This window comes from Cupriavidus sp. KK10, from assembly GCF_018223725.1.
GTDB classification, from domain to species: Bacteria; Pseudomonadota; Gammaproteobacteria; order Burkholderiales; family Burkholderiaceae; genus Cupriavidus; species Cupriavidus necator.
Genome location: NZ_CP073677.1, coordinates 2953765 through 2972130 on the forward strand (window position 1 = coordinate 2953765; position 18366 = coordinate 2972130).

The window sequence follows — 18366 nt, forward strand, 5'->3', positions numbered from 1 at the left end:
TTTCCTATAATTCTGAAACCGGTTTCAAGACGGTGCTTGCCAAACGCTGCGACGCCAGCGACACATTCCATAACAGGAGACATTGATGAACGTCCAACGCTTGTTGCGCCGCGTAGCCGCGCCCGTGCTGACTCTGCTGGTCCTGACCAGCGCCGCTTTCACCGCCCAGGCGCAGACCGTCGCCGAGATCGTCAAGAAGGGCAAGGTCACCATCGGCGTGGTGACCGGCGCGCCGCCCTTCGGCACCACCGACGCCACCGGCAAACCCGCCGGCTATGACGTCGACGTAGCCAACCTGCTCGGCAAGTACCTGGGCGTTCCGGTCGATATCGTTCCCCTCACCTCGCCCAGCCGGATTCCGGCGCTGGAGGCCGGCAAGGTCGATTTCCTGGTCGCCACGCTGGCGCCGACGCCCGAGCGCGCGCGGGCCATCATGTTCAGCGCGCCCTACAGCGCGTTCGAGCTGACCATCTTTGCTCCCGTCGCTGCCAAGTACGCCAAGCTGACGGAACTCGGGAAGAAGAAGGTAGGCGTGACGCGCGGCACCACGCAGGACACCGCGCTGACCCGGCTGGCCGTGCCCGGCATGAACATCGTCCGCTTCGAGGACGATGCCACCTGCGCGCAGGCCCTGATCAGCAACCAGGTCGAAGCCATTGCCCTGCCCAATACCACCGGCAACGAGATCATGAAGGCGCGCGGCGCCGGCAAGTTCGACGCCAAGTTCGCATTCTCGGTGCAGCCCAATTCGATGGCCGTGCGCCGCGACGCCTTCGAGCTGCGCCAGTGGCTCAACACCACCATCTCCTACGTCAAGCTGAATGGCGAACTCGACGCCATTGCGCAGAAGTGGACCGGCAAGGCGCTGCCCGCGCTGCAAGCGTTCTGAACCAGGCCGTCTGAGGTTGCGCGCCGGCGCCAGCCGGCGTGCCAGGAGACCCGCATGAACTATCAATTCGAATGGACCCCGGTGCTGTCGCAGCTGGATCGCTTCGCGGAAGGCGCGGCGATGACGCTGGCGCTCAGCTTCGGCTCGATCCTGCTTGGTACCGTGGTCGGCACCGCCGGCGCCATTGCGGCCGCATTCGGCGGTCCGTGGCTGCAGCGTGCCACCCGGGCCTACGTCGAGGCGATCCGCAACACGCCCTTCCTGATCCAGCTCTTCATCATCTTCTTCGGCTTGCCAACCGTGGGCCTGCAGATCGATGCCGTCACCGCCGCGGTGATTGCCATGACCGTCAACCTCGGCGCCTACTCGACGGAAATCATCCGGGCCGGCCTGCAGGCGGTGCACCGCTCGCAGCTTGAAGCCGCCGCCGCGCTGGGCATGACACGCTGGCAGCTGATCCGCCACGTCGCGCTGGTGCCGGCCTTCGAGAAGGTCTATCCGGCCCTGACCAGCCAGTTCACGCTGATGATGCTGACGTCGAGCGTGGTGTCGACGATCTCGGTGGAAGAGCTGACGGCAGTTGCCAGCCATGTCGATTCGCAGACCTTCCGCACCTTCGAGAGCTACATCCTGGTCATGTTCGTCTATATCGGGCTGGCACTGCTGCTGCGCGCAATGTTCGGCCTGATCGGCAACGTGGTGTTCAAGCGGCGCCGCGTGGTGGCGCGCGCACGAAAGCTGGCCCGCACGGCCCGGATCGCGCCGCTGGCGCAAACGGAACTGACGGCAGCGGTTGCAGGGAGCGCGAAATGATCACCGAGTTCTCCTGGAATCATCTTGAAATCCTGCTGCTGGCGGCGCGCTGGACGCTGTGGGTGACTTTGCTTGCCTTCATCGGCGGTACGCTGGCCGGTTTCCTGGTGGCACTGGCGCGTACCTCCAGAAGCCCGCTGCTGCGCCTCGCCAGCACGGCCTATATCCAGGTCGTGCAAGGGACGCCGGTGCTGATCGTGCTGTTCCTGAGCTACTACGGACTCTCCGTGCTCGGGTTCAAGCTGTCGCCGATGGTCGCTGCCATGCTGGCGATGTCGATCTACGCCAGCGCCTACCTTGGCGAGATCTGGCGCGGCTGCATCGAGGCCGTGCCGCAAGGACAGTGGGAAGCCAGCGAAGCGCTCGCCCTCACCCGCTGGCAGCAGCTGCGCTACGTGGTGCTGCCACAGGCGGTGCGGCTGGCCTTGCCGCCCACGGTGGGGTTCTCGGTCCAGCTGGTCAAGAACACCTCGATCACTTCCATCATCGGCGTCATCGAACTGACCCGCGCCGGCCAGCTGATCAACAACGCGACCTTCCAGCCCTTCGCGGTCTTCGTCGTCGTCGCACTTATCTACTTCGCGCTCTGCTTCCCGCTGTCGGCGGCAGCCCGGCGCATGGAAAGGACGCTCCATGTCAATCGTTGAAGCACAAGGCGTGCACAAGTCGTATGGCGCCGTCGAAGTCCTGAAGGGCGTTTCGTTTGCGATCGAGCCGGGCCAGGTGGTCGCCATCATCGGCCGCAGCGGCTCCGGCAAGAGCACCATGCTGCGTTGCCTGAATGGCCTGGAGACGATCAACGCCGGCAATATCACCGTCGCCGGGCACAAGCTGGATCACGACCGGAAGCGCTTGCTCGACCTGCGCCGCGACGTGGGCATGGTGTTCCAGAGCTACAACCTGTTTCCGCACCTGACCGTGGGCCAGAACATCGCCCTGGCGCCATCCATCGTGAAGAAGCTCGCCGCAGGCAAGATCGACGGCATCGTCGACCAGGTGCTGACCCAGGTCGGCCTGCTCGACAAGAAGGACTGCTACCCCGAGCAACTATCGGGCGGCCAGCAGCAGCGCGTGGCCATCGCCCGTTCGCTGGCGATGGAGCCCAAGGTGATGCTGTTCGACGAGGTCACCTCCGCGCTCGACCCCGAGCTGACGGCGGAAGTGCTTCGGGTCATGGAGAACCTGGCCGCCTCCGGCATGACCATGGTGCTGGTCACGCACGAGATGGAGTTCGCGCGCCGCATGGCGCATACCACCATCTTCATGCACCAGGGCAAGGTCCACGAGGCGGGTCCGTCGAAGGCGCTGTTCGCGCAGCCGCAGACAGCGGAACTGCAGCAATTCCTCAGCGCGGGAGCACTGAAATGAGCCAGTGGCAAGCAGATGGTTCTTCGCGCCCGCCGGTGCTGATCTCGCTGACGGCCTATGGCGCCGACCTCGCCCTGCGCGACGGACAGGCTGCACTGGCACGGATTGCCGCGGCAGCCGGCGCGGACGGCGTGGAATTCCGCGGCGAACTCCAGCGCGGGCACAAGGATGAAGTCATTGAACAGCGCGAGGTCGCCCAGCAGCATGGACTGAGCGTGGTGTGGTCCAGCCCGGAAGGCCTGTGGAATGACGCAGGCAGCCTCGATGCTGCCGCGCTCGACCGCGCCTTCGCCACCGCGCTGGCGCTCCGTGCGACCCGGGTCAAGATGTCGCTTGGCGGCTATCGGGAAGGCATGGCGCTGGAAGCACTGCTTCCCTGGCTGCGGCACGATGGCATCGAACTCGTCGTGGAAAACGACCAGACCGCCCAAGCCGGCACCGTGCCGCCGCTGCGCGACTTCTTCGCGCGTACCAGCGCGCTCGGCCAGTCCGTGCCGATGACCTTCGACATGGGCAACTGGCACTGGACCGGCGAAGACCCGCTCGACGCCGCGCAGGTCTTCGGCGCCGGCGTCGGCTACGTGCACTGCAAAGGCGTGCAGCGCACGCCCGCCAAATGGATCGCGGTGCCGCTTGACCAGTCGGCCGCACCATGGCGCAGCGTCTTGCGCCGCCTGCCCACGCACGTTGCGCGTGCGATCGAATTCCCGCTGCAAGGCGAAGACCTGGTGCAGGTCACGCGCCATCATGTCGAAGTACTGCGTTCGGTGGAGATTCCCGCATGAGCACCGATCTTGATGTAGTCACGCTGGGCGAGGCGATGCTGATGCTGGTCGCCGGCGAAGCCGGGCCGCTCGAAACCGCGCAGACCTTCCACAAGCGCACCGCCGGTGCCGAGACCAATGTAGCCATCGGCCTGTCGCGCCTGGGCCTGAAGGTCGGATGGGCCAGCCGGCTGGGCGACGACTCGATGGCCCGCTACCTGCTCGGGGAAATGCAGCGCGAAGGCGTGGATTGCAGCCAGGTGGTGTGCGAGCCCGGTGAGCGCACCGGTTTCCAGTTCAAGGGCCGGGTCGACGACGGCAGCGATCCGCCCGTCGAATACCACCGCCGCGGCTCGGCGGCCAGCCGCATGAACCCGGAGCACCTGGACGGCAGGTGGCTGCGGCGCTCGCGGCATCTGCACGTCACCGGCGTGTTCCCCGCGCTGGCCGCAGGCACGCAGGCTGCCACACGCCAGGCCATCGCCACCATGCAGGCCGCCGGCCGCACGATCTCATTCGATCCCAACCTGCGGCCCACGCTGTGGGCCTCGCCCGAGCTGATGCGCGAGACGCTGAACGACCTCGCGCAACAGTGCGACTGGGTGCTGCCCGGCATCGAGGAAGGCCGCTTCCTCACCGGCCATGCCGAGCCGGAACGCATTGCCGCCTTCTACCGTGCGCGCGGCGCCAGGCTGGTGGTGGTGAAGCTTGGTGCCGACGGCGCCTACTTCGATGGCGAGGCCGGCACCGGCCATGTCGAGGCATTCAGCGTCGAGCGTGTCGTCGACACCGTTGGCGCCGGCGATGGCTTTGCCGTGGGCGTGATCAGCGCGCTGCTGGAAGGCAGGCCGGTGGGCGACGCCGTCCGGCGCGGCGCCTGGATCGGCGCGCGGGCTGTGCAGGTGCGGGGCGATACCGAAGGCCTGCCGACCCATGCCCAACTGGCGGCTGCCAGTTTGTGAAGCCAAAGCAAGGATTTCCCATGCGCAAGAAGGTACTGGTGTTCCGTCCGATTCCTGACGACCTGCTCGCCAGGATCGAGTCGGAGCATGACGTGATCGTGGCCGACCCGCGCCAGCCGGCACAACGGCCGGCCTTCCGCGCCGCGCTGGCAAACGCCCATGGCCTGATCGGCTCCAGCGTGAAGCTGGGCGCGGCGGAACTGGCCGAAGCGGGCCAGTTGGAGGTGATTTCGAGTATTTCGGTGGGCGTCGACAACTACGACCTCCCCTGCCTGCACCGGCGCGGCATCACCCTGTGCCATACGCCCGGCGTACTCACAGAGACCACCGCCGACACCGTCTTCGCGCTCATCATGGCCACGAGCCGCCGCCTGGTCGAACTGGCGGCCCATGTGAGCGAAGGCCGCTGGACCGCCAATATCGGCGAAAGCCTGTTCGGCTGGGACGTGCACGGCAAGACCCTGGCGATCCTGGGCTTCGGCCGCATCGGCCAGGCCGTGGCACGCCGCGCGGCGCTCGGCTTCGGCATGGAGGTGCTCTACGTCAACGAGACTGCCGCGGAGCCGTCCGACCTGGTGGGACGCGCCACCCGGATGGAGCTCGACGATGCGTTGCAGCGAGCCGATATTGTCGCCGTCACGCTGCCCCTGACCGAAAGCACGCGCGGCCTGATGGGCCTGCGCGAGTTCGCGCTGATGAAGCCGGGCGCCATCTTCGTCAACGGCGCCCGCGGCCAGATCGTGCAGGAAGACGCGCTGCTCGCGGCGCTCGACAGCGGCCACCTGCGCGCGGCCGGGCTGGACGTCTTCGCCACCGAGCCGCTGCTTCAGGATTCACCGCTGCGCAGCCATCCCAGGGTGACAGCCCTGCCCCATATCGGCTCGGCCACGCATGAGACCCGGCGCGCCATGGCCGAACTCGCCACGCGCAACCTGCTGGACGCGCTCGCCGGGCGGCAGCCCGCCGCGCCCTTCGACCTGGCGGCCTTTGCCGTCCAGGCAGCCGCCTGATTTTCCCCGCAAGGACACCCCGCAATGCCCGGTTCCATTCCCACGCTGTGCGGCTCGATCATGGGCGAGCCCTTCACCTTCAATGTGCGCATCCACAATGCCGCCTACCGGGCGCTCGGGATCGACTACACCTTTGTATGCTTCGGGGTGCAGGACGTGCCCGGCGCCGTGCAATCGATCCGCGCGCTCGGCGTGCGCGGCATGAATGTCTCGATGCCGCACAAGCAGGCCGTGATCGCGCATCTCGACCATCTCGACGAGACCGCGCGCGCCATCGGCGCGGTCAACACCATCAACAATATCGATGGCGTGCTGACCGGCTACAACACCGATTGCATCGGCGCCGTCCGGGCGTTCCAGGAAGTGACTGAAGTGGCCGGCAGCCGCATTGCGCTGCTGGGCGCTGGCGGCGCGGCGCGGGCGATGGCCTATGGCCTGCGCGAGGCCGGCGCCAGCGTGACCGTGTTCAACCGCACCACGGCGCGCGGCGAGGAACTGGCCGCCTCACTTGGCCTGCGCTTTGGGGGCGGATTGACGGACTTCCGCGCGGCGGACTTCGACATGCTCGCCAACGCGACCGCCGCGGGCTTTCGCGCACCCGATGTCAACCCGGTCGCCGGACAGCTCGCGGCACACCTGATCGTCATGGACGCTGCCTTCATCCCGGTCAGGAGCAAGCTGATCCGGGATGCCGCCGCACTTGGCTGCCGCACCATCGACGGCACGCGCATGATGCTGCACCAGGCGTGCGCCCAGGTCGAGTTCTACACCGGCTGCGCACGCGCGCCGATCGATGCGATGGAGACCGCGCTGCTTGAGGAGATTGCCCGCCTGTCTTGAGCCCCCCTGCCGCCCTTGGCACTTCTGGATCGATGCGGACGCGCTGCCTCACTTGCGGAGGTTGGTCTTGGCCACCAGTGCCTTCATCACCGCGTTGTCTGCCGCGATCATCGCCTTGAAGGTCGCCGCGTCGGCATAGGCAATGCCCAGGTTCTGCCGGCGCAGCGCCGCCACGAAGACAGGATCCGCCACCGCCTTGCGGCTGGCGGCCGCAAGGGTTTCGAGCACTTCAGGTGGCGTGCCTTTGGGCGCGGCCAGCCCGCGCCATGTGCCGATCGAAAGGTCGATACCACGCTCACGCAGCGTCGGAACGCTCTCGAAACCCCTGACACGCTGCTCCGCCATCACCGCGAGCGTCTTCACTTTGCCTGCGGCCACATAGGCCGATACCTCGGCGGGACTGACGGCCACCGCGTCGATATGCCCGCCCATCAACGCCACCAGGGCCGGCGCCGCACCGGAGAACGGCACATGAGTGAACCTGACGTGCGCCTTGTCCTCCAGCGCCGTCGCCGCCAGGTGCCAGATCGAGCCCGGGCCGGAATTCCCCACCTGCACCTCCCCCGGGTGCGACTTGGCGAATTCCAGGAACGCCTCGATGGTGTTCCAGCGCGAGTCGGCCTTGACCGTGATCGCGGACGGATCGGCATTCAGGCGCGCGATCGGCACCAGCTCGGCGGCGTCGAGGGTGGTCGGCCCGAGATGCGGGACGATCACGGCTTCGGCGATGATGATGCCGAGCTTGTAGCCATCCGGCTTGGCGCGGGCCACATCCGTCATGCCGATGGCACCGCTGGCCCCTGGCTTGTTCACCACAGTCAGCGGCTGCGGCAGATACTTTCGCATGGCTTCGCTGAAAGCCCGCGCAACCGTGTCGGTACCACCGCCCGCCGCGCTCGGGACCACGAGTTCGACAGGATGATCCGGGTAGGGCGCCGCGCGCGTCTGGCCGACGACGGCAAGTGAGGCCAGCAGGGCGGCCATGTGAAACAGCTTGCGGGGCGATCGCATCTATGGCTCTCAATTCAGGGGGGGCGGAGAAGTTGATTCCGTGGGGGGAAGGCTCGGACACACGACGTGAAAGACTATCGCATCCCGGGTATGGGCTCTTGTCCGAGAGCGCGGATTTTGCCGAAGCCGTTGGAAGGGACGGGTTGGTATGCATCGGGCCTACCGCGGCTTCGATCCGGCGCATGGGCGACAAGGTCAGCGCCAAACGCGCCATGATCGAAGCCGGTGTCCCCGGCGTTCCGGGCTCCGAGGGCGCACCGACAGATTCTACGCCAGCCCCCCCTGATGGAAGAGACCTGCGCGCTCGTCGACCGCACCGTCGAAGCCGGCGAGAGAGTGGGTTGCTTACCTCCGTGTCGGTTCAGTGCGGTGAACGCCGGAGAGCGCGGCGTGCCAGGCGCGCAGCTTGCCGACAGCGGTACGCTGGTTCGCTAACGGGCTGACTCCTTCCTTGCCGCACGCGTGCGAGCGGCCTTGCGGGCCGCTTCGGAGCGACCGGCAGCTCCCTTGGTGCTGGCGGCCTTCTTCGCGGCAGCCGAGCGATCGGTCGCCGTGCGCTTGCTTGCCGCGCTCTTGGCCTGGGCAGACAGCGCCTTGGGAGAAGCACCGGCGGTGCTCTCGCGCTTGAGTGCCTTGAGCGCAGCCTGGGACCGCTTGGCCGTGCTTTCTGAACTCGCCCGTCGCGGTGCGGCCTTGGCGGCAGCAGCCTTGGTTTCCGCCTTGGTCGCACCCTTCTTCGGCGGCACAACGACGCCAGCGCGGCGTGCCTCCGACAAACCGATCGCTATGGCCTGCTTGGCCGAGCGCACGCCGTGCTTACCTTTTCGCACGGCTTCGATCTCGTCGTGAACGAAATGGCCGGCCTGGGTGGTCGGCGACTTGCCTGCTCTCTTGTCTGCCCTGGCTTGGGCAATGCTCGATGCCCTTGGCATGGTCGTCTCCATGGCAGCCGCGGTCATCCGGCACGGGCCATGGCAGATGCAATGTCCGCGGCACTGTTCAGGGCCCGCCATCTGCCGGCGGGTTAAAAAATCCCTCGCAAATGTCGTTCCAGGCGTGCAACAGGCGCGCCACCGCCACTCATAGAGGCGACGGTTGTACTGCCGCGTGCGAAATCTGCACACCTTGGGCCAAATCTACCCTGCGAGACGCGGTCTACACCAGGCAACGCGGCGCCTGGAATTCGATTACGTCCTTGATGACATCGCGCATCTCCGTGATCAGCACGCGCGCGTCGTCGCGACGCCATTGCACGACATAGTGCAGCGGTTCCAGCGCGCCGCCCTTCTTCAGGATCTGCAACACCCCGCGCGCTTCCAGCGCTTCGGCCCACTGCTTTGGCATGAAGGCGAAACCCAGCCCCTCCGCCACCATGCCGACCACGGCGCCCCAGCTGTTGCACACCAGGCGACGGTTGACCGCCATGCCACGGGTGGCCAGCCACTGGTCGAGTACCCGGGTGCCGCCCGCGCCGACCGGCAGGGACAGCAGCAATTGCTCCGCCATCAGCCGCCGCGGATCGTCGGTGCCGGTCTGGTCGATAAAAGACTCGCTCGCGACCCAGACAAAATCGACCTGTGCGATCCGTTCCGACGCAAGGCTGCTGCGCGAAGACGGCCCGGCGATCACCGCGAGGTCGAGTTCGCCATCTTCCAGGCGCTGCTCCAGCACTTGACCGATATCGACGTAGGGCTCGAGCTGAAGCTCGGGGTGCCGGATGGCCGTCTGCCGTACCAGCCGGGGCAGCCAGGTCAGGCCGCTCAGTTCGCCCAGGCCCACGCGGCAACGGCCTTGCAGGCCACGGCTCTGCCCCGCTGACTGCTGCAACTCGGCGGCAACCCGCAGCAGTTCGCGGATACGCGGCAGCATCTGCTCGCCCTGCGCCGTCAGCTCGGCGCGGCGGCCGCTTCGGTCGAACAGCTGCACGCCGAGGGAGGTTTCGAGCTCGGCCACCCTTTTGGACAGCGAAGACACGGACAGGTGGCAGCGCTCGGCGGCTACCGAGAAGTTGAGGCAGGTCGCGGCCCAGTAGAAGGCTTCGAGTTGCTTGAGGGTCATGGAATCCGCGCCGCGGGCGGCGATTATCAGTTTCCTAAAAGCGAAATTATAGCTTCGTTATTTTTCGCTTTTATCGATTCCTTGCGGTTGCTAGATTGAAGCCTCGTCGTCGCCCTGCCCCCCTATATCGATCATGTCAGCTCTTCATGCCCCTGCTGCAGACAACGCCGCTGACCGCGCCACAAATGCCGTCAGCACCGCTTCCGCGCCGCGCGTGACGACCGCGACCGCAAGCGGCGCAGGCACCTTGCGCAGGCAAGTGCTTTCGCTAAACGACCTTGAACCGCTCGCCCGCCGCCGCCTGCCCCGGCCGCTGTACGCCTATGTCAGCGGTGCGGTGGAGGACAGCGTCTCGCTGGCGGAGAACCGCCGCGCCTTCGCCAAGATCGCGCTGCGGCCGCGCGTGCTTGCCGGCGTGGCCACGCGCGAACTCGGCTTCGAGCTGTTCGGCCGGCGCTATGCCGCCCCGTTCGGCATTGCGCCCATGGGTATTGCCGCGCTGTTCGCTTACCGCGGCGATATCGTGCTGGCGCAGGCCGCGCAGCAGGCCGGGGTGCCGGCGATCATGAGCGGTTCATCGCTGATCCGGCTGGAAGAAGTGATGGCAGCCGCGCCCGGCACCTGGTTCCAGGCCTACCTGCCCGGCGACATGGCGCAGATCGACGGGCTGTTGTCGCGCGTCGAGGCGGCAGGCGTCGGGACGCTGGTGATCACCGTCGATACGCCCGTTGCGGGCAATCGCGAGAACAACGTGCGCGCTGGCTTCTCGACGCCGCTGCGCCCGAGCGCAAGCCTGGCATGGCAAGGCATCACCCACCCGCGCTGGCTGCTCGGCACCTTTGCGCGCACGCTGCTGCGGCACGGCATGCCGCATTTCGAGAACGCCTATGCGCACCGCGGCGCGCCCATCCTGTCGTCGCGCGTGCTGCGCGACTTCTCCGACCGCGCACATTTCACCTGGACGCACCTCGAAGGCATCCGCCGGCGCTGGAAAGGCACGCTGGTGGTCAAGGGCATCCTGACCGCGGAAGACGCGCTGCTGGCGCGCCGCCACGGCGTGGACGGGATCATCGTCTCGAACCATGGCGGCCGGCAACTGGACGGCGCCATCGCGCCGCTGCGCGTCCTGCCCGAGATCGTTCACGCCGTGCCCGATCTGCCGGTGATGCTCGACAGCGGCGTACGCCGCGGCACCGACGTGATCAAGGCGCTCGCGCTCGGCGCGCGTTGCGCCTTTGTCGGACGGCCGTTCGCCTATGCGGCGACGGTCGGGTCCACCCCCGGCGTGGCGCACGCCATCGACTTGTTGCAGGCCGAGATCTCGCGCGATATGGCGATGCTCGGCCTGCCCCGGCTGGCAGACATCGGCCCTGCCTGCATCCGTCCTGCCGCTTCACTACCCCACATGCCCCCTCACCCGGAGACTTATCGATGAGCACGCTTCACGGCTTCCGCATCCACCCCAAGCCGGCGCCGACCGTCAGCAACGCGCTGCTGGAACGCTACGGCAGCTTCCCGGTGGCCAATGTCAGCGACGCAATGAGCCGCACCGTCGGCACCACGCGGCTGCGGCCCCATCACCGGCGCGATGGCGTCATGGCCGGCCGCGCCCTCACCGTGCGCACGCGCCCGGGCGACAACCTGATGGTGCACAAGGCCCTCGACCTCTGCGGACCCGGCGATGTGATCGTCGTCGATGCCGGCGGCGCCGGTCCCAATGCCATCATCGGCGAGATCATGCTGGCGCTGGCGATCGCGCGCGGCGCAGCGGGCTTCGTCATCGACGGCCTGATCCGCGACAGCGATACGATCGGCAAGGAGACGTTGCCCGTCTATGCGCGCGGGGTCTCGCACCGCGGTCCTTACAAGGACGGTCCCGGCGAATTGCATGTACCCGTCTGCATCGACGGCATGGTGGTGCGCCCCGGTGACCTGGTGCTGGGCGACGGCGACGGCCTGCTGGTCGTTGCGGCCGAGGATGCCGAGGAAATCGCCGCGCGCGTGGAGAACGTACAACGCACCGAAGCAGCGGTGCTCGAGTCGATCGCGCAAGGTCGCGCCGATCGGAGCTGGGTCGAGCGCACGCTGCGCGAAAAGGGGGTGGCCGTATGAACGCGCCCGTCCTGCCGATGCCTGCCGCCGGCACGGTGGTCCGTTTCGACCACTGGCTGGACGCGGCCTTTGACCGCATCATTACGGCCACGCCAGGCCTGACGCTGCATACCTGCGCCCGCGAAGGCGCCGACGCGGCCGCCTGGGACCGGCTGTCCGGCGCTCATGTCTACCAGATCTCGGCCGCCAAGGACGAGATCCCGCGCCGCTGGTTCGCCGACGCCGCGCTGCTGGCGCGCTGCCCGAACCTGCTGGCGGTGTCGTCCAGCGGCTCCGGCTGCGACACCATCGACATCGATGCCTGCACCGAGGCCGGCGTCGCGGTGCTCAACCAAGCCGGCGGCAACGCCGACTCGGTGGCGGAGATGACGCTGGGCCTGATGCTCGCGGTACTGCGCCGCATCGCCGAATCCGACCGCAGCCTGCGCGCGCACAACTGCGAGAGCCGTGAGGACCTGATGGGCCACGAACTGCGCGGCCGCACGCTCGGCCTGGTCGGCGTGGGCCACGCCGGCCGCCGCGTCGCCGCACTCGGCCGCGCCTTCGGCATGCGCGTGATCGGGTGCGACCCGGCGCTGGATGCAGCGGAGCTGGCCGCGCGCGGCGCACAGGCGGTGTCGCTCGAGGAATTGCTGCGCAGTGCCGACGTGGTCTCGCTGCATTGCCCGCGCGACGCCACCACGCTGCGCATGATGGATGGCGCCGCCTTTGCCGCGATGCGGCCGGGCAGCATCTTCGTCAGCACCGCGCGCGGCGGCATCCACGATGAGGGCGCGCTGCATGCGGCGCTGGCCAGCGGCCATCTTGCCGGCGCCGGTCTGGACGTGTGGGAACAGGAGCCGCCACCACGCTCCCACCCCTTGCTCGCGCTGGACAACGTCGTCGCCACCTTCCACACCGCTGGCGTTACTCACGAGGCACGACGCAGGAACGCCGAACTGGCCGCCACTCAAATCGTCACGCTGCTGGCCAGTGGCGAGCGGCCCGAGCGGCTGGTCAACCCCGAAGTCTGGCCGCGTGCGCAACAGCGCATCGCGGCAGCGTTGCAGGCTGCCGCCGTGTCATCGGTCACACCTTAGCCCGCAATTCCGCGGACTATTCTTTACACATAACACGCTGGCATACCAGACCGGCGAGGAGACACCAACCATGCACCCGACCCAAGACCAATGGCGCCGGCGCTTTCCCCTTCGCCTGGTCGGCGCGCTCGCACTGGCGTGCGGCCTCGCCGCCACGGCCGGCGCCAGGGCAGAGGCGCCCTATCCCAACCGCCCTATCCAGATGATCGTGGCCTACGGTCCCGGGGGCGGGACGGACCTGGTGGCACGCCTGCTGGCCCGCCACCTCGAGAAGCAACTCGGCGGCGCCACGGTGGTGGTACAGAACAAGCCCGGCGCGGGCGGCGCCATCGGCTTCGCTGAACTGGCACGGTCCGCGCCGGACGGCTACACCATCGGCTTTATCAATACGCCGAACCTGCTAACCATTCCCATCGAGCGCAAGACCACCTTCACCTGGCGCAGCTTCGACCTGATCGGCAACCTGGTCGACGATCCGGGCGGCTTCACGGTACACAACGGCAATCGCATTGACTCGCTGGCCGCGCTGGTGCGCCATGCCAAGGCGCATCCGGGAGAGGTGTCAGTCGGCACCACCGGCGTCGGCTCGGACGACCACCTTGCCATGCTGCTGTTCGAGAAGGCCGCGGGCGTCAAGCTAACCCATGTCGGCTACAAGGGCGCAGGCGACGTCCGCGCGGCGCTGGTCGGGCAGCAGCTCACCATCGGAGCCATCAACGTGGGCGAAGCGCTGCAGTACCAGAAAGGCGGCTCGCCGATCAAGTTCATCGGCCAGATGGGCGCAACACGGGCAGCACTGGCCCCGAACGTGCCCACCTTCCGCGAACAGGGCTTCGACATCGAGCTGGCTTCGCTGCGCGGCCTGGCGGCGCCCAAGGGCCTGCCTGAGCCGGTAAGGAAGAAGCTGGTGGATGCCATGGCGCGTGTGGTCGCCGATCCGCAGTTCCGCCAGCAGGCCGAGGCGATGTATGCGCCGCTGCGCTACCTCGCGCCAGCGGCCTACAGCGCGGAGCTGGAGCGCGGCGAGGCGGGCTTCCAGAAACTGTGGAAGGAGATGCCGTGGCAGGAAAACTGAGCGTGCTGGCGGCTATCGGTTAGTGCTCTTTGCAGGCTTGCGCCCGGCATCCTTGCGTGGCCTCAGCGAGGCGTCATCTGCTGGCAATGCGGGGATCGCCGGATACTGATCGAAGGTCTGCTTGACGAGCTGCCGCAACCAGACGATCGCGGGATCGTGGTGAAAGCGCGGGTGCCAGTACTGGCTCAACGCGAACGGTGGCAAGGCAACCGGCGGTTTCACCACGCGCACCACGCCATATCGGCTGAAGACGTTGGCGAGCTCCTCGGGCACGGTGGCGATCAGGTCCGGCTCCCGGTCCATCAGCAGCGGCACGCTCAGGAAGTGGGGTGTGTAGACATAGACGCGCCGCTTCAGTCCGTGGCTCTCAAATGCGGCGTCATAGGCCGGGCTCGAGCGCCCCGCCAGGCTGACCGCAATGTGCGGCATGGTCTCAAACTGCTCGACAGTCAGCGTGTCGCCAACCGTCTTGTTGCGGCTGCTGACGATGGTCACGAATCCATGCATGAACAGCTGCTGCTGGAACAACGCCTCGGGTGCGGTACGCACTGAGCCAAGCACCAGATCCGCCTCGCCCGAGGCGAGCAGCGCCTCGATCTGCGGCATCGGTACCTGCAAGGTGCGCAGCGAGCAGCGCGGCGCGATGGCGCGCAGGCGCTGCATCAGCGGCGGGAGGAATACAAGCTCGCCCATGTCCGTCATGCATAGCGTGAACGTGCGCTGCATGGTCGCCGGGTCGAAGCTCGACTGCGGCAGCACGCGCGTCTGCATGGTCGTCATGACGTCGAGGATCGGCCCGGCCAGGCCCTCGGCCTTGGTCGTCGGCGTCATCCCATGCGCGGTCTTGACAAACAGCGGGTCATCGAAATAGCTGCGCAGCCGGTTCAGCGCATGGCTCATCGCGCTTTGCGTCAGGCCTAGCTGCTCGGCCGCACGCGTCACATTGCGCTCGCGGAGCATGGCGTCGAACACGGCAAGCAGGTTGTAGTCGAACGGAGCGTTATGCACGGCGTACATCCTTACTATGCTCTGCATGCGATTGACGCATAGTGAGCCCCTGCCTAATCCCCTGTCAAGGCGGCCCCAGAGAGGCCGAAAATCGATACAGGAGACAGAGGATGTTTGTCAGGAACACCTGGTATGTGGCGGGCTGGGACAAGGAAGTCGGGGCCAGCGACTTGTTCAGCCGGACCATCATCGGCATCCCGGTGCTGATGTATCGGGCCGAAGACGGAACGCTGGTGGCGATAGAAGACCGCTGCTGCCACCGCGGTGCGCCGCTGTCGGTGGGTCGGCGCGAAGGCGACTGCGTGCGCTGCATGTACCACGGGCTCAAGTTCGATCCCACCGGCCAATGCATCGAAGCGCCGGCGCAGCAGCGGATCCCGCCGCAAGCGCGCGTGCGGACCTTCCCCGTGGTCGAGCGCAATAGCTGGATCTGGATCTGGATGGGTGACGCGGAAGCGGCTGATCCGGCGCTGATCCCTGACACCCACTGGTTGGACGACCCGGCGTGGCGCAGCCTCGATGGCTACATCCACTACGACGTCAACTACCTGTTGATCGCAGACAACCTGCTGGACTTCTCGCACTTGCCGTTCGTGCATCCCACCACGCTTGGGGGCAGCGAGGACTACGCGGGCGTGCAGCCGACGGTCGAGCGTCTCGAAGATGGCGTGCGCATTACCCGCTGGACCATCGATACCGAGGCCCCGCCATTTGCGAAGCAGGTCAAGGACTGGCCGGGAAAGGTCGACCGCTGGAACATCTACAACTTCACGCTGCCGGCAATCCTGCTGATGGACTCCGGCATGGCGCCGACCGGGACCGGGGCACAGGAAGGCAGGCGCATCGACGCCGCGGAATTTCGCGGCTGCCAGGCACTGACGCCGGAAACCGAGAACTCCACGCACTACTTCTTTGCCCATCCGCATAACTTCGCGATCGACCAGCCGGAGGTCACCCGGTCCATCCACCAGGCCGTAGTGGCCGCGTTCGACGAGGACCGCGACATCATCACCGCGCAGCAGCGCTCGCTGGCACTCGCGCCCGACTTCAAGATGATACCGTTCTCCATCGACGCGGCCCTGTCCCAGTTCCGCTGGGTGGTCGCGCGCCGGCTGGAAGAAGAAGCCGCCCAGCGTGGGCGGGTGCGGCAACTAAAGGAGGCATGACGTGATGGAACTGGTTGTCACCGGATTGCGCACGGAAGCGGAGGGCGTGCTGGGCGTTGAGTTGCGCTGCCCGTCGCGTGCAGCGCTGCCAGGCTTTGATCCCGGCGCACACGTTGACGTGGCGCTTCCCAACGGCCTGACGAGGCAGTACTCGATTGCCAGTTCGGCTGCCGATATCGGACGCTATTGCCTTGGCATCGGCCTGGCGCCGGCATCCCGCGGCGGATCGCGCTATGCACATGAGCAACTGCGAGTGGGCGATCGCCTGCAGGTCGGCACGCCGCGATCGTTGTTTCGCCTGGAAACGTCCGCGCCAGGGCATCTGTTTATTGCCGGCGGTATCGGCATCACACCGATCCTCAGCATGATCCGCTGGTGCGTCGAGCATGGACGCGAGTGGCGCCTGTTGTACTGCGTACGCTCGCGCGGCGGCGCCGCCTACCTCGATCGGCTTGCGTCCCATGCCGATCGCGTTGTCGTGCATGCCGATGACGAGCATCGCGGCGAACGGGTCGACCTGGGCGCTGCGCTGCGTGAGATGCCTGCCGGCTGGCACGTGTACTGTTGCGGCCCGGGACCGATGATGAACGCCGTGTCGGATTGTGGCCGGGCGGCCGGGATCGAGTCCGGCGCCGTACACTTCGAACGCTTCGGCGCCGATGCCGACCAGAGCGACAAGCCAGACCGCGCGTTCGAAGTCAGCTTGCTGCGGCATGGCGGGCGTTTCACCATCCCCGCCGGTGACAGCATCCTGTCCGTGCTGGAAGCGAATGGCCTGTGCCTGCCCTCAGCGTGTCGCGAAGGCCTGTGCCGGAGTTGCGAAGTTCCGCTCCTTGCCGGCGCCGCAGACCATCGCGACTATGTACTGAGCGAGGACGAGCGGGCCGCGAACCGGTCCATCCTGATCTGTGTTTCCCGGGCGCAAGGCGCAGAGCTGGTGCTGGATCTCTGACGACTGGGAGACCGCGGAAGAAAAAACGACCCGCTCGAAGGCGGGTCGCAAGGTCCAGGAGACCACGGAAGCAAAACCTCAGAACGACCGCGGCATCCCCAGGATGTGCTCGCCGACGTAGGAAAGAATCAGGTTGGTCGAAATCGGCGCCACCTGGTAGAGCCGGGTCTCGCGGAACTTGCGCTCGACGTCGTACTCCGCCGCGAAGCCAAAGCCGCCGTGATACTGCAGGCAGGCGTTAGCCGCTTCCCACGACGCGTCCGCGGCCAGCAGCTTCGCCATATTGGCTTCGGCGCCGCAGGGCTGGTGCGCGTCGAACAGCTTCGCCGCCTTGAACCGCATCAGGTTGGCCGCTTCCACGTTGACGAAGGCCCTGGCGATAGGAAACTGCACGCCCTGGTTCTGGCCAATCGGCCGGCCGAAGACGACGCGCTCGTTGACGTACTTGGTCACCTTGTCGATAAACCAGTAGCCGTCGCCGATGCATTCGGCGGCAATCAGCGTGCGCTCGGCGTTGAGGCCGTCGAGGATGTACTTGAAACCCTTGCCCTCCTCGCCGATCAGGTTCTCCGCCGGGATTTCCAGGTTGTCGAAGAACAGCTCATTGGTCTCATGGTTGACCATGTTGATGATGGGCTGGACCGTCAGGCCCTTGCCGATGGCCTCGCGCAGATCGACCAGGAAGATCGACATGCCTTCCGACTTCTTCTTGCACTCGGCAAGCGGCGTGGTGCGGGCCAGCAGGATCATCAGGTCCGAATGCTGGACGCGCGAGATCCACACCTTCTGGCCGTTGACGACATACTTGTCGCCCTTGCGCGCGGCGGTAGTCTTGATCTTGGTCGTGTCGGTGCCCGTGGTCGGCTCGGTCACGGCCATCGATTGCAGGCGCAGTTCGCCGCTGGCGATCTTGGGCAGGTACAGCTTCTTCTGCTCGGCCGAGCCATGGCGCAGTAGCGTGCCCATGTTGTACATCTGGCCGTGGCAGGCGCCCGAATTGCCGCCGGCACGGTTGATTTCCTCCATGATGACGGACGCCTGGGTCAGGCCCAGGCCCGAGCCGCCGTACTCCTCCGGGATCAGCGCGGCCAGCCAGCCGGCCTGGGTCAGCGCGCTAACGAATTCCTCGGGATAGCCCCGTACTTCGTCAACCTTTCGGAAGTATTCCGATGAGAACTGGCCGCACAGATCGCGCACGGCCTCACGGATTTCCTGGTATTCATCGATTCTGTTCTGCACAGCCTGGTCTCCAGCAACTT

At 66.8% G+C, this 18366-nt stretch carries 19 protein-coding genes and 1 pseudogene; 15 read left to right on the forward strand and 5 right to left on the reverse strand.

Translation table 11 applies throughout. The annotated features are described in order from the left end of the window. Positions 1–85: 85 nt before the first annotated feature. From KB879_RS14000 to KB879_RS14035, 8 genes are read left to right on the forward strand one after another with little or no spacing between them, the layout of a single operon-like run. Positions 86–889, forward strand: a complete 804-nt coding sequence (locus KB879_RS14000) for a transporter substrate-binding domain-containing protein (RefSeq protein ID WP_211981815.1) — start codon at positions 86–88, stop codon at positions 887–889. A 54-nt stretch (positions 890–943) separates the two neighbouring features. Continuing rightward, a complete protein-coding gene (locus KB879_RS14005; RefSeq protein ID WP_211981817.1) occupies positions 944–1702 on the forward strand; it encodes an amino acid ABC transporter permease in 759 nt (252 codons plus the stop codon). Beyond that, a complete protein-coding gene (locus tag KB879_RS14010) occupies positions 1699–2349 on the forward strand; it encodes an amino acid ABC transporter permease (RefSeq protein WP_211981819.1) in 651 nt (216 codons plus the stop codon). The genes KB879_RS14005 and KB879_RS14010 overlap by 4 nt, the downstream gene beginning before the upstream one ends. Next, positions 2336–3070: an amino acid ABC transporter ATP-binding protein gene (locus KB879_RS14015; RefSeq protein WP_211981821.1), complete on the forward strand. Its 735-nt coding sequence runs from the start codon at positions 2336–2338 to the stop codon at positions 3068–3070. The genes KB879_RS14010 and KB879_RS14015 overlap by 14 nt, the downstream gene beginning before the upstream one ends. Continuing rightward, on the forward strand, positions 3067–3855 hold the full coding sequence (locus KB879_RS14020) for a sugar phosphate isomerase/epimerase (RefSeq protein ID WP_211981823.1): 789 nt from the start codon (positions 3067–3069) through the stop codon (positions 3853–3855). Before KB879_RS14015 ends, KB879_RS14020 begins: the two co-directional genes overlap by 4 nt. Beyond that, a complete protein-coding gene (locus KB879_RS14025; RefSeq protein ID WP_211981825.1) occupies positions 3852–4796 on the forward strand; it encodes a sugar kinase in 945 nt (314 codons plus the stop codon). Before KB879_RS14020 ends, KB879_RS14025 begins: the two co-directional genes overlap by 4 nt. 20 nt (positions 4797–4816) lie before the next feature. Beyond that, entirely contained in the window at positions 4817–5806 is a 990-nt protein-coding gene (locus KB879_RS14030; protein ID WP_211981827.1) for a D-glycerate dehydrogenase, read from the forward strand. 24 nt (positions 5807–5830) lie between these two features. Further along, positions 5831–6646 (forward strand): shikimate dehydrogenase, encoded by an 816-nt coding sequence (locus KB879_RS14035; protein ID WP_211981830.1) that lies wholly within the window; start codon positions 5831–5833, stop codon positions 6644–6646. Between the two features lie 48 nt (positions 6647–6694). Here the strand turns inward: KB879_RS14035 and KB879_RS14040 are convergent, their stop codons facing one another. Beyond that, positions 6695–7657, reverse strand: a complete 963-nt coding sequence (locus KB879_RS14040) for a tripartite tricarboxylate transporter substrate binding protein (RefSeq protein ID WP_211981832.1) — start codon at positions 7655–7657, stop codon at positions 6695–6697. An 80-nt stretch (positions 7658–7737) separates the two neighbouring features. On the opposite strand from KB879_RS14040, the pseudogene KB879_RS39360 reads away from it, so the two are divergent. Beyond that, a pseudogene (locus KB879_RS39360) lies at positions 7738–7923 on the forward strand (biotin carboxylase N-terminal domain-containing protein); the annotation flags it as partial. Positions 7924–8088: 165 nt separating this feature from the next. On the opposite strand, the gene KB879_RS14050 reads toward KB879_RS39360, so the two are convergent. Next, complete coding sequence (locus KB879_RS14050) at positions 8089–8589, reverse strand: DUF6496 domain-containing protein (RefSeq protein WP_211982200.1); 501 nt, start codon at positions 8587–8589, stop codon at positions 8089–8091. Between the two features lie 223 nt (positions 8590–8812). Further along, complete coding sequence (locus KB879_RS14055) at positions 8813–9715, reverse strand: LysR family transcriptional regulator (RefSeq protein ID WP_013953402.1); 903 nt, start codon at positions 9713–9715, stop codon at positions 8813–8815. A gap of 133 nt (positions 9716–9848) precedes the next feature. Between KB879_RS14055 and KB879_RS14060 the strand changes: the two genes are divergently transcribed. The 4 genes from KB879_RS14060 (at position 9849) to KB879_RS14075 (ending at position 13981) form a co-directional block, all read left to right on the forward strand. Next, complete coding sequence (locus KB879_RS14060) at positions 9849–11150, forward strand: alpha-hydroxy acid oxidase (RefSeq protein ID WP_371827405.1); 1302 nt, start codon at positions 9849–9851, stop codon at positions 11148–11150. Then, positions 11147–11827: an RraA family protein gene (locus KB879_RS14065; RefSeq protein WP_211981836.1), complete on the forward strand. Its 681-nt coding sequence runs from the start codon at positions 11147–11149 to the stop codon at positions 11825–11827. Before KB879_RS14060 ends, KB879_RS14065 begins: the two co-directional genes overlap by 4 nt. Beyond that, positions 11824–12906, forward strand: coding sequence for a hydroxyacid dehydrogenase (locus tag KB879_RS14070; RefSeq protein WP_249221305.1), 1083 nt, complete (start codon positions 11824–11826; stop codon positions 12904–12906). The genes KB879_RS14065 and KB879_RS14070 overlap by 4 nt, the downstream gene beginning before the upstream one ends. 70 nt (positions 12907–12976) lie before the next feature. Continuing rightward, a complete protein-coding gene (locus tag KB879_RS14075) occupies positions 12977–13981 on the forward strand; it encodes a tripartite tricarboxylate transporter substrate binding protein (protein ID WP_153953407.1) in 1005 nt (334 codons plus the stop codon). A 12-nt stretch (positions 13982–13993) separates the two neighbouring features. On the opposite strand, the gene KB879_RS14080 is transcribed toward KB879_RS14075, so the two are convergent. Then, the gene (locus tag KB879_RS14080) at positions 13994–14998 is read right to left on the reverse strand and encodes a LysR family transcriptional regulator (RefSeq protein ID WP_249221306.1); all 1005 of its coding nucleotides are present in this window, start codon (positions 14996–14998) and stop codon (positions 13994–13996) included. A 101-nt stretch (positions 14999–15099) separates the two neighbouring features. Here KB879_RS14080 and KB879_RS14085 point away from each other — a divergent pair, with 101 nt between their 5' ends. Continuing rightward, positions 15100–16155, forward strand: a complete 1056-nt coding sequence (locus KB879_RS14085; RefSeq protein WP_013953408.1) for an aromatic ring-hydroxylating dioxygenase subunit alpha — start codon at positions 15100–15102, stop codon at positions 16153–16155. 4 nt (positions 16156–16159) lie between these two features. Further along, positions 16160–17107, forward strand: a complete 948-nt coding sequence (locus KB879_RS14090) for a PDR/VanB family oxidoreductase (protein WP_211982204.1) — start codon at positions 16160–16162, stop codon at positions 17105–17107. Between the two features lie 78 nt (positions 17108–17185). Here the strand turns inward: KB879_RS14090 and KB879_RS14095 are convergent, their stop codons facing one another. After that, the gene (locus KB879_RS14095) at positions 17186–18346 is read right to left on the reverse strand and encodes an acyl-CoA dehydrogenase family protein (RefSeq protein WP_013953410.1); all 1161 of its coding nucleotides are present in this window, start codon (positions 18344–18346) and stop codon (positions 17186–17188) included. Between the last annotated feature and the right edge of the window lie 20 nt (positions 18347–18366).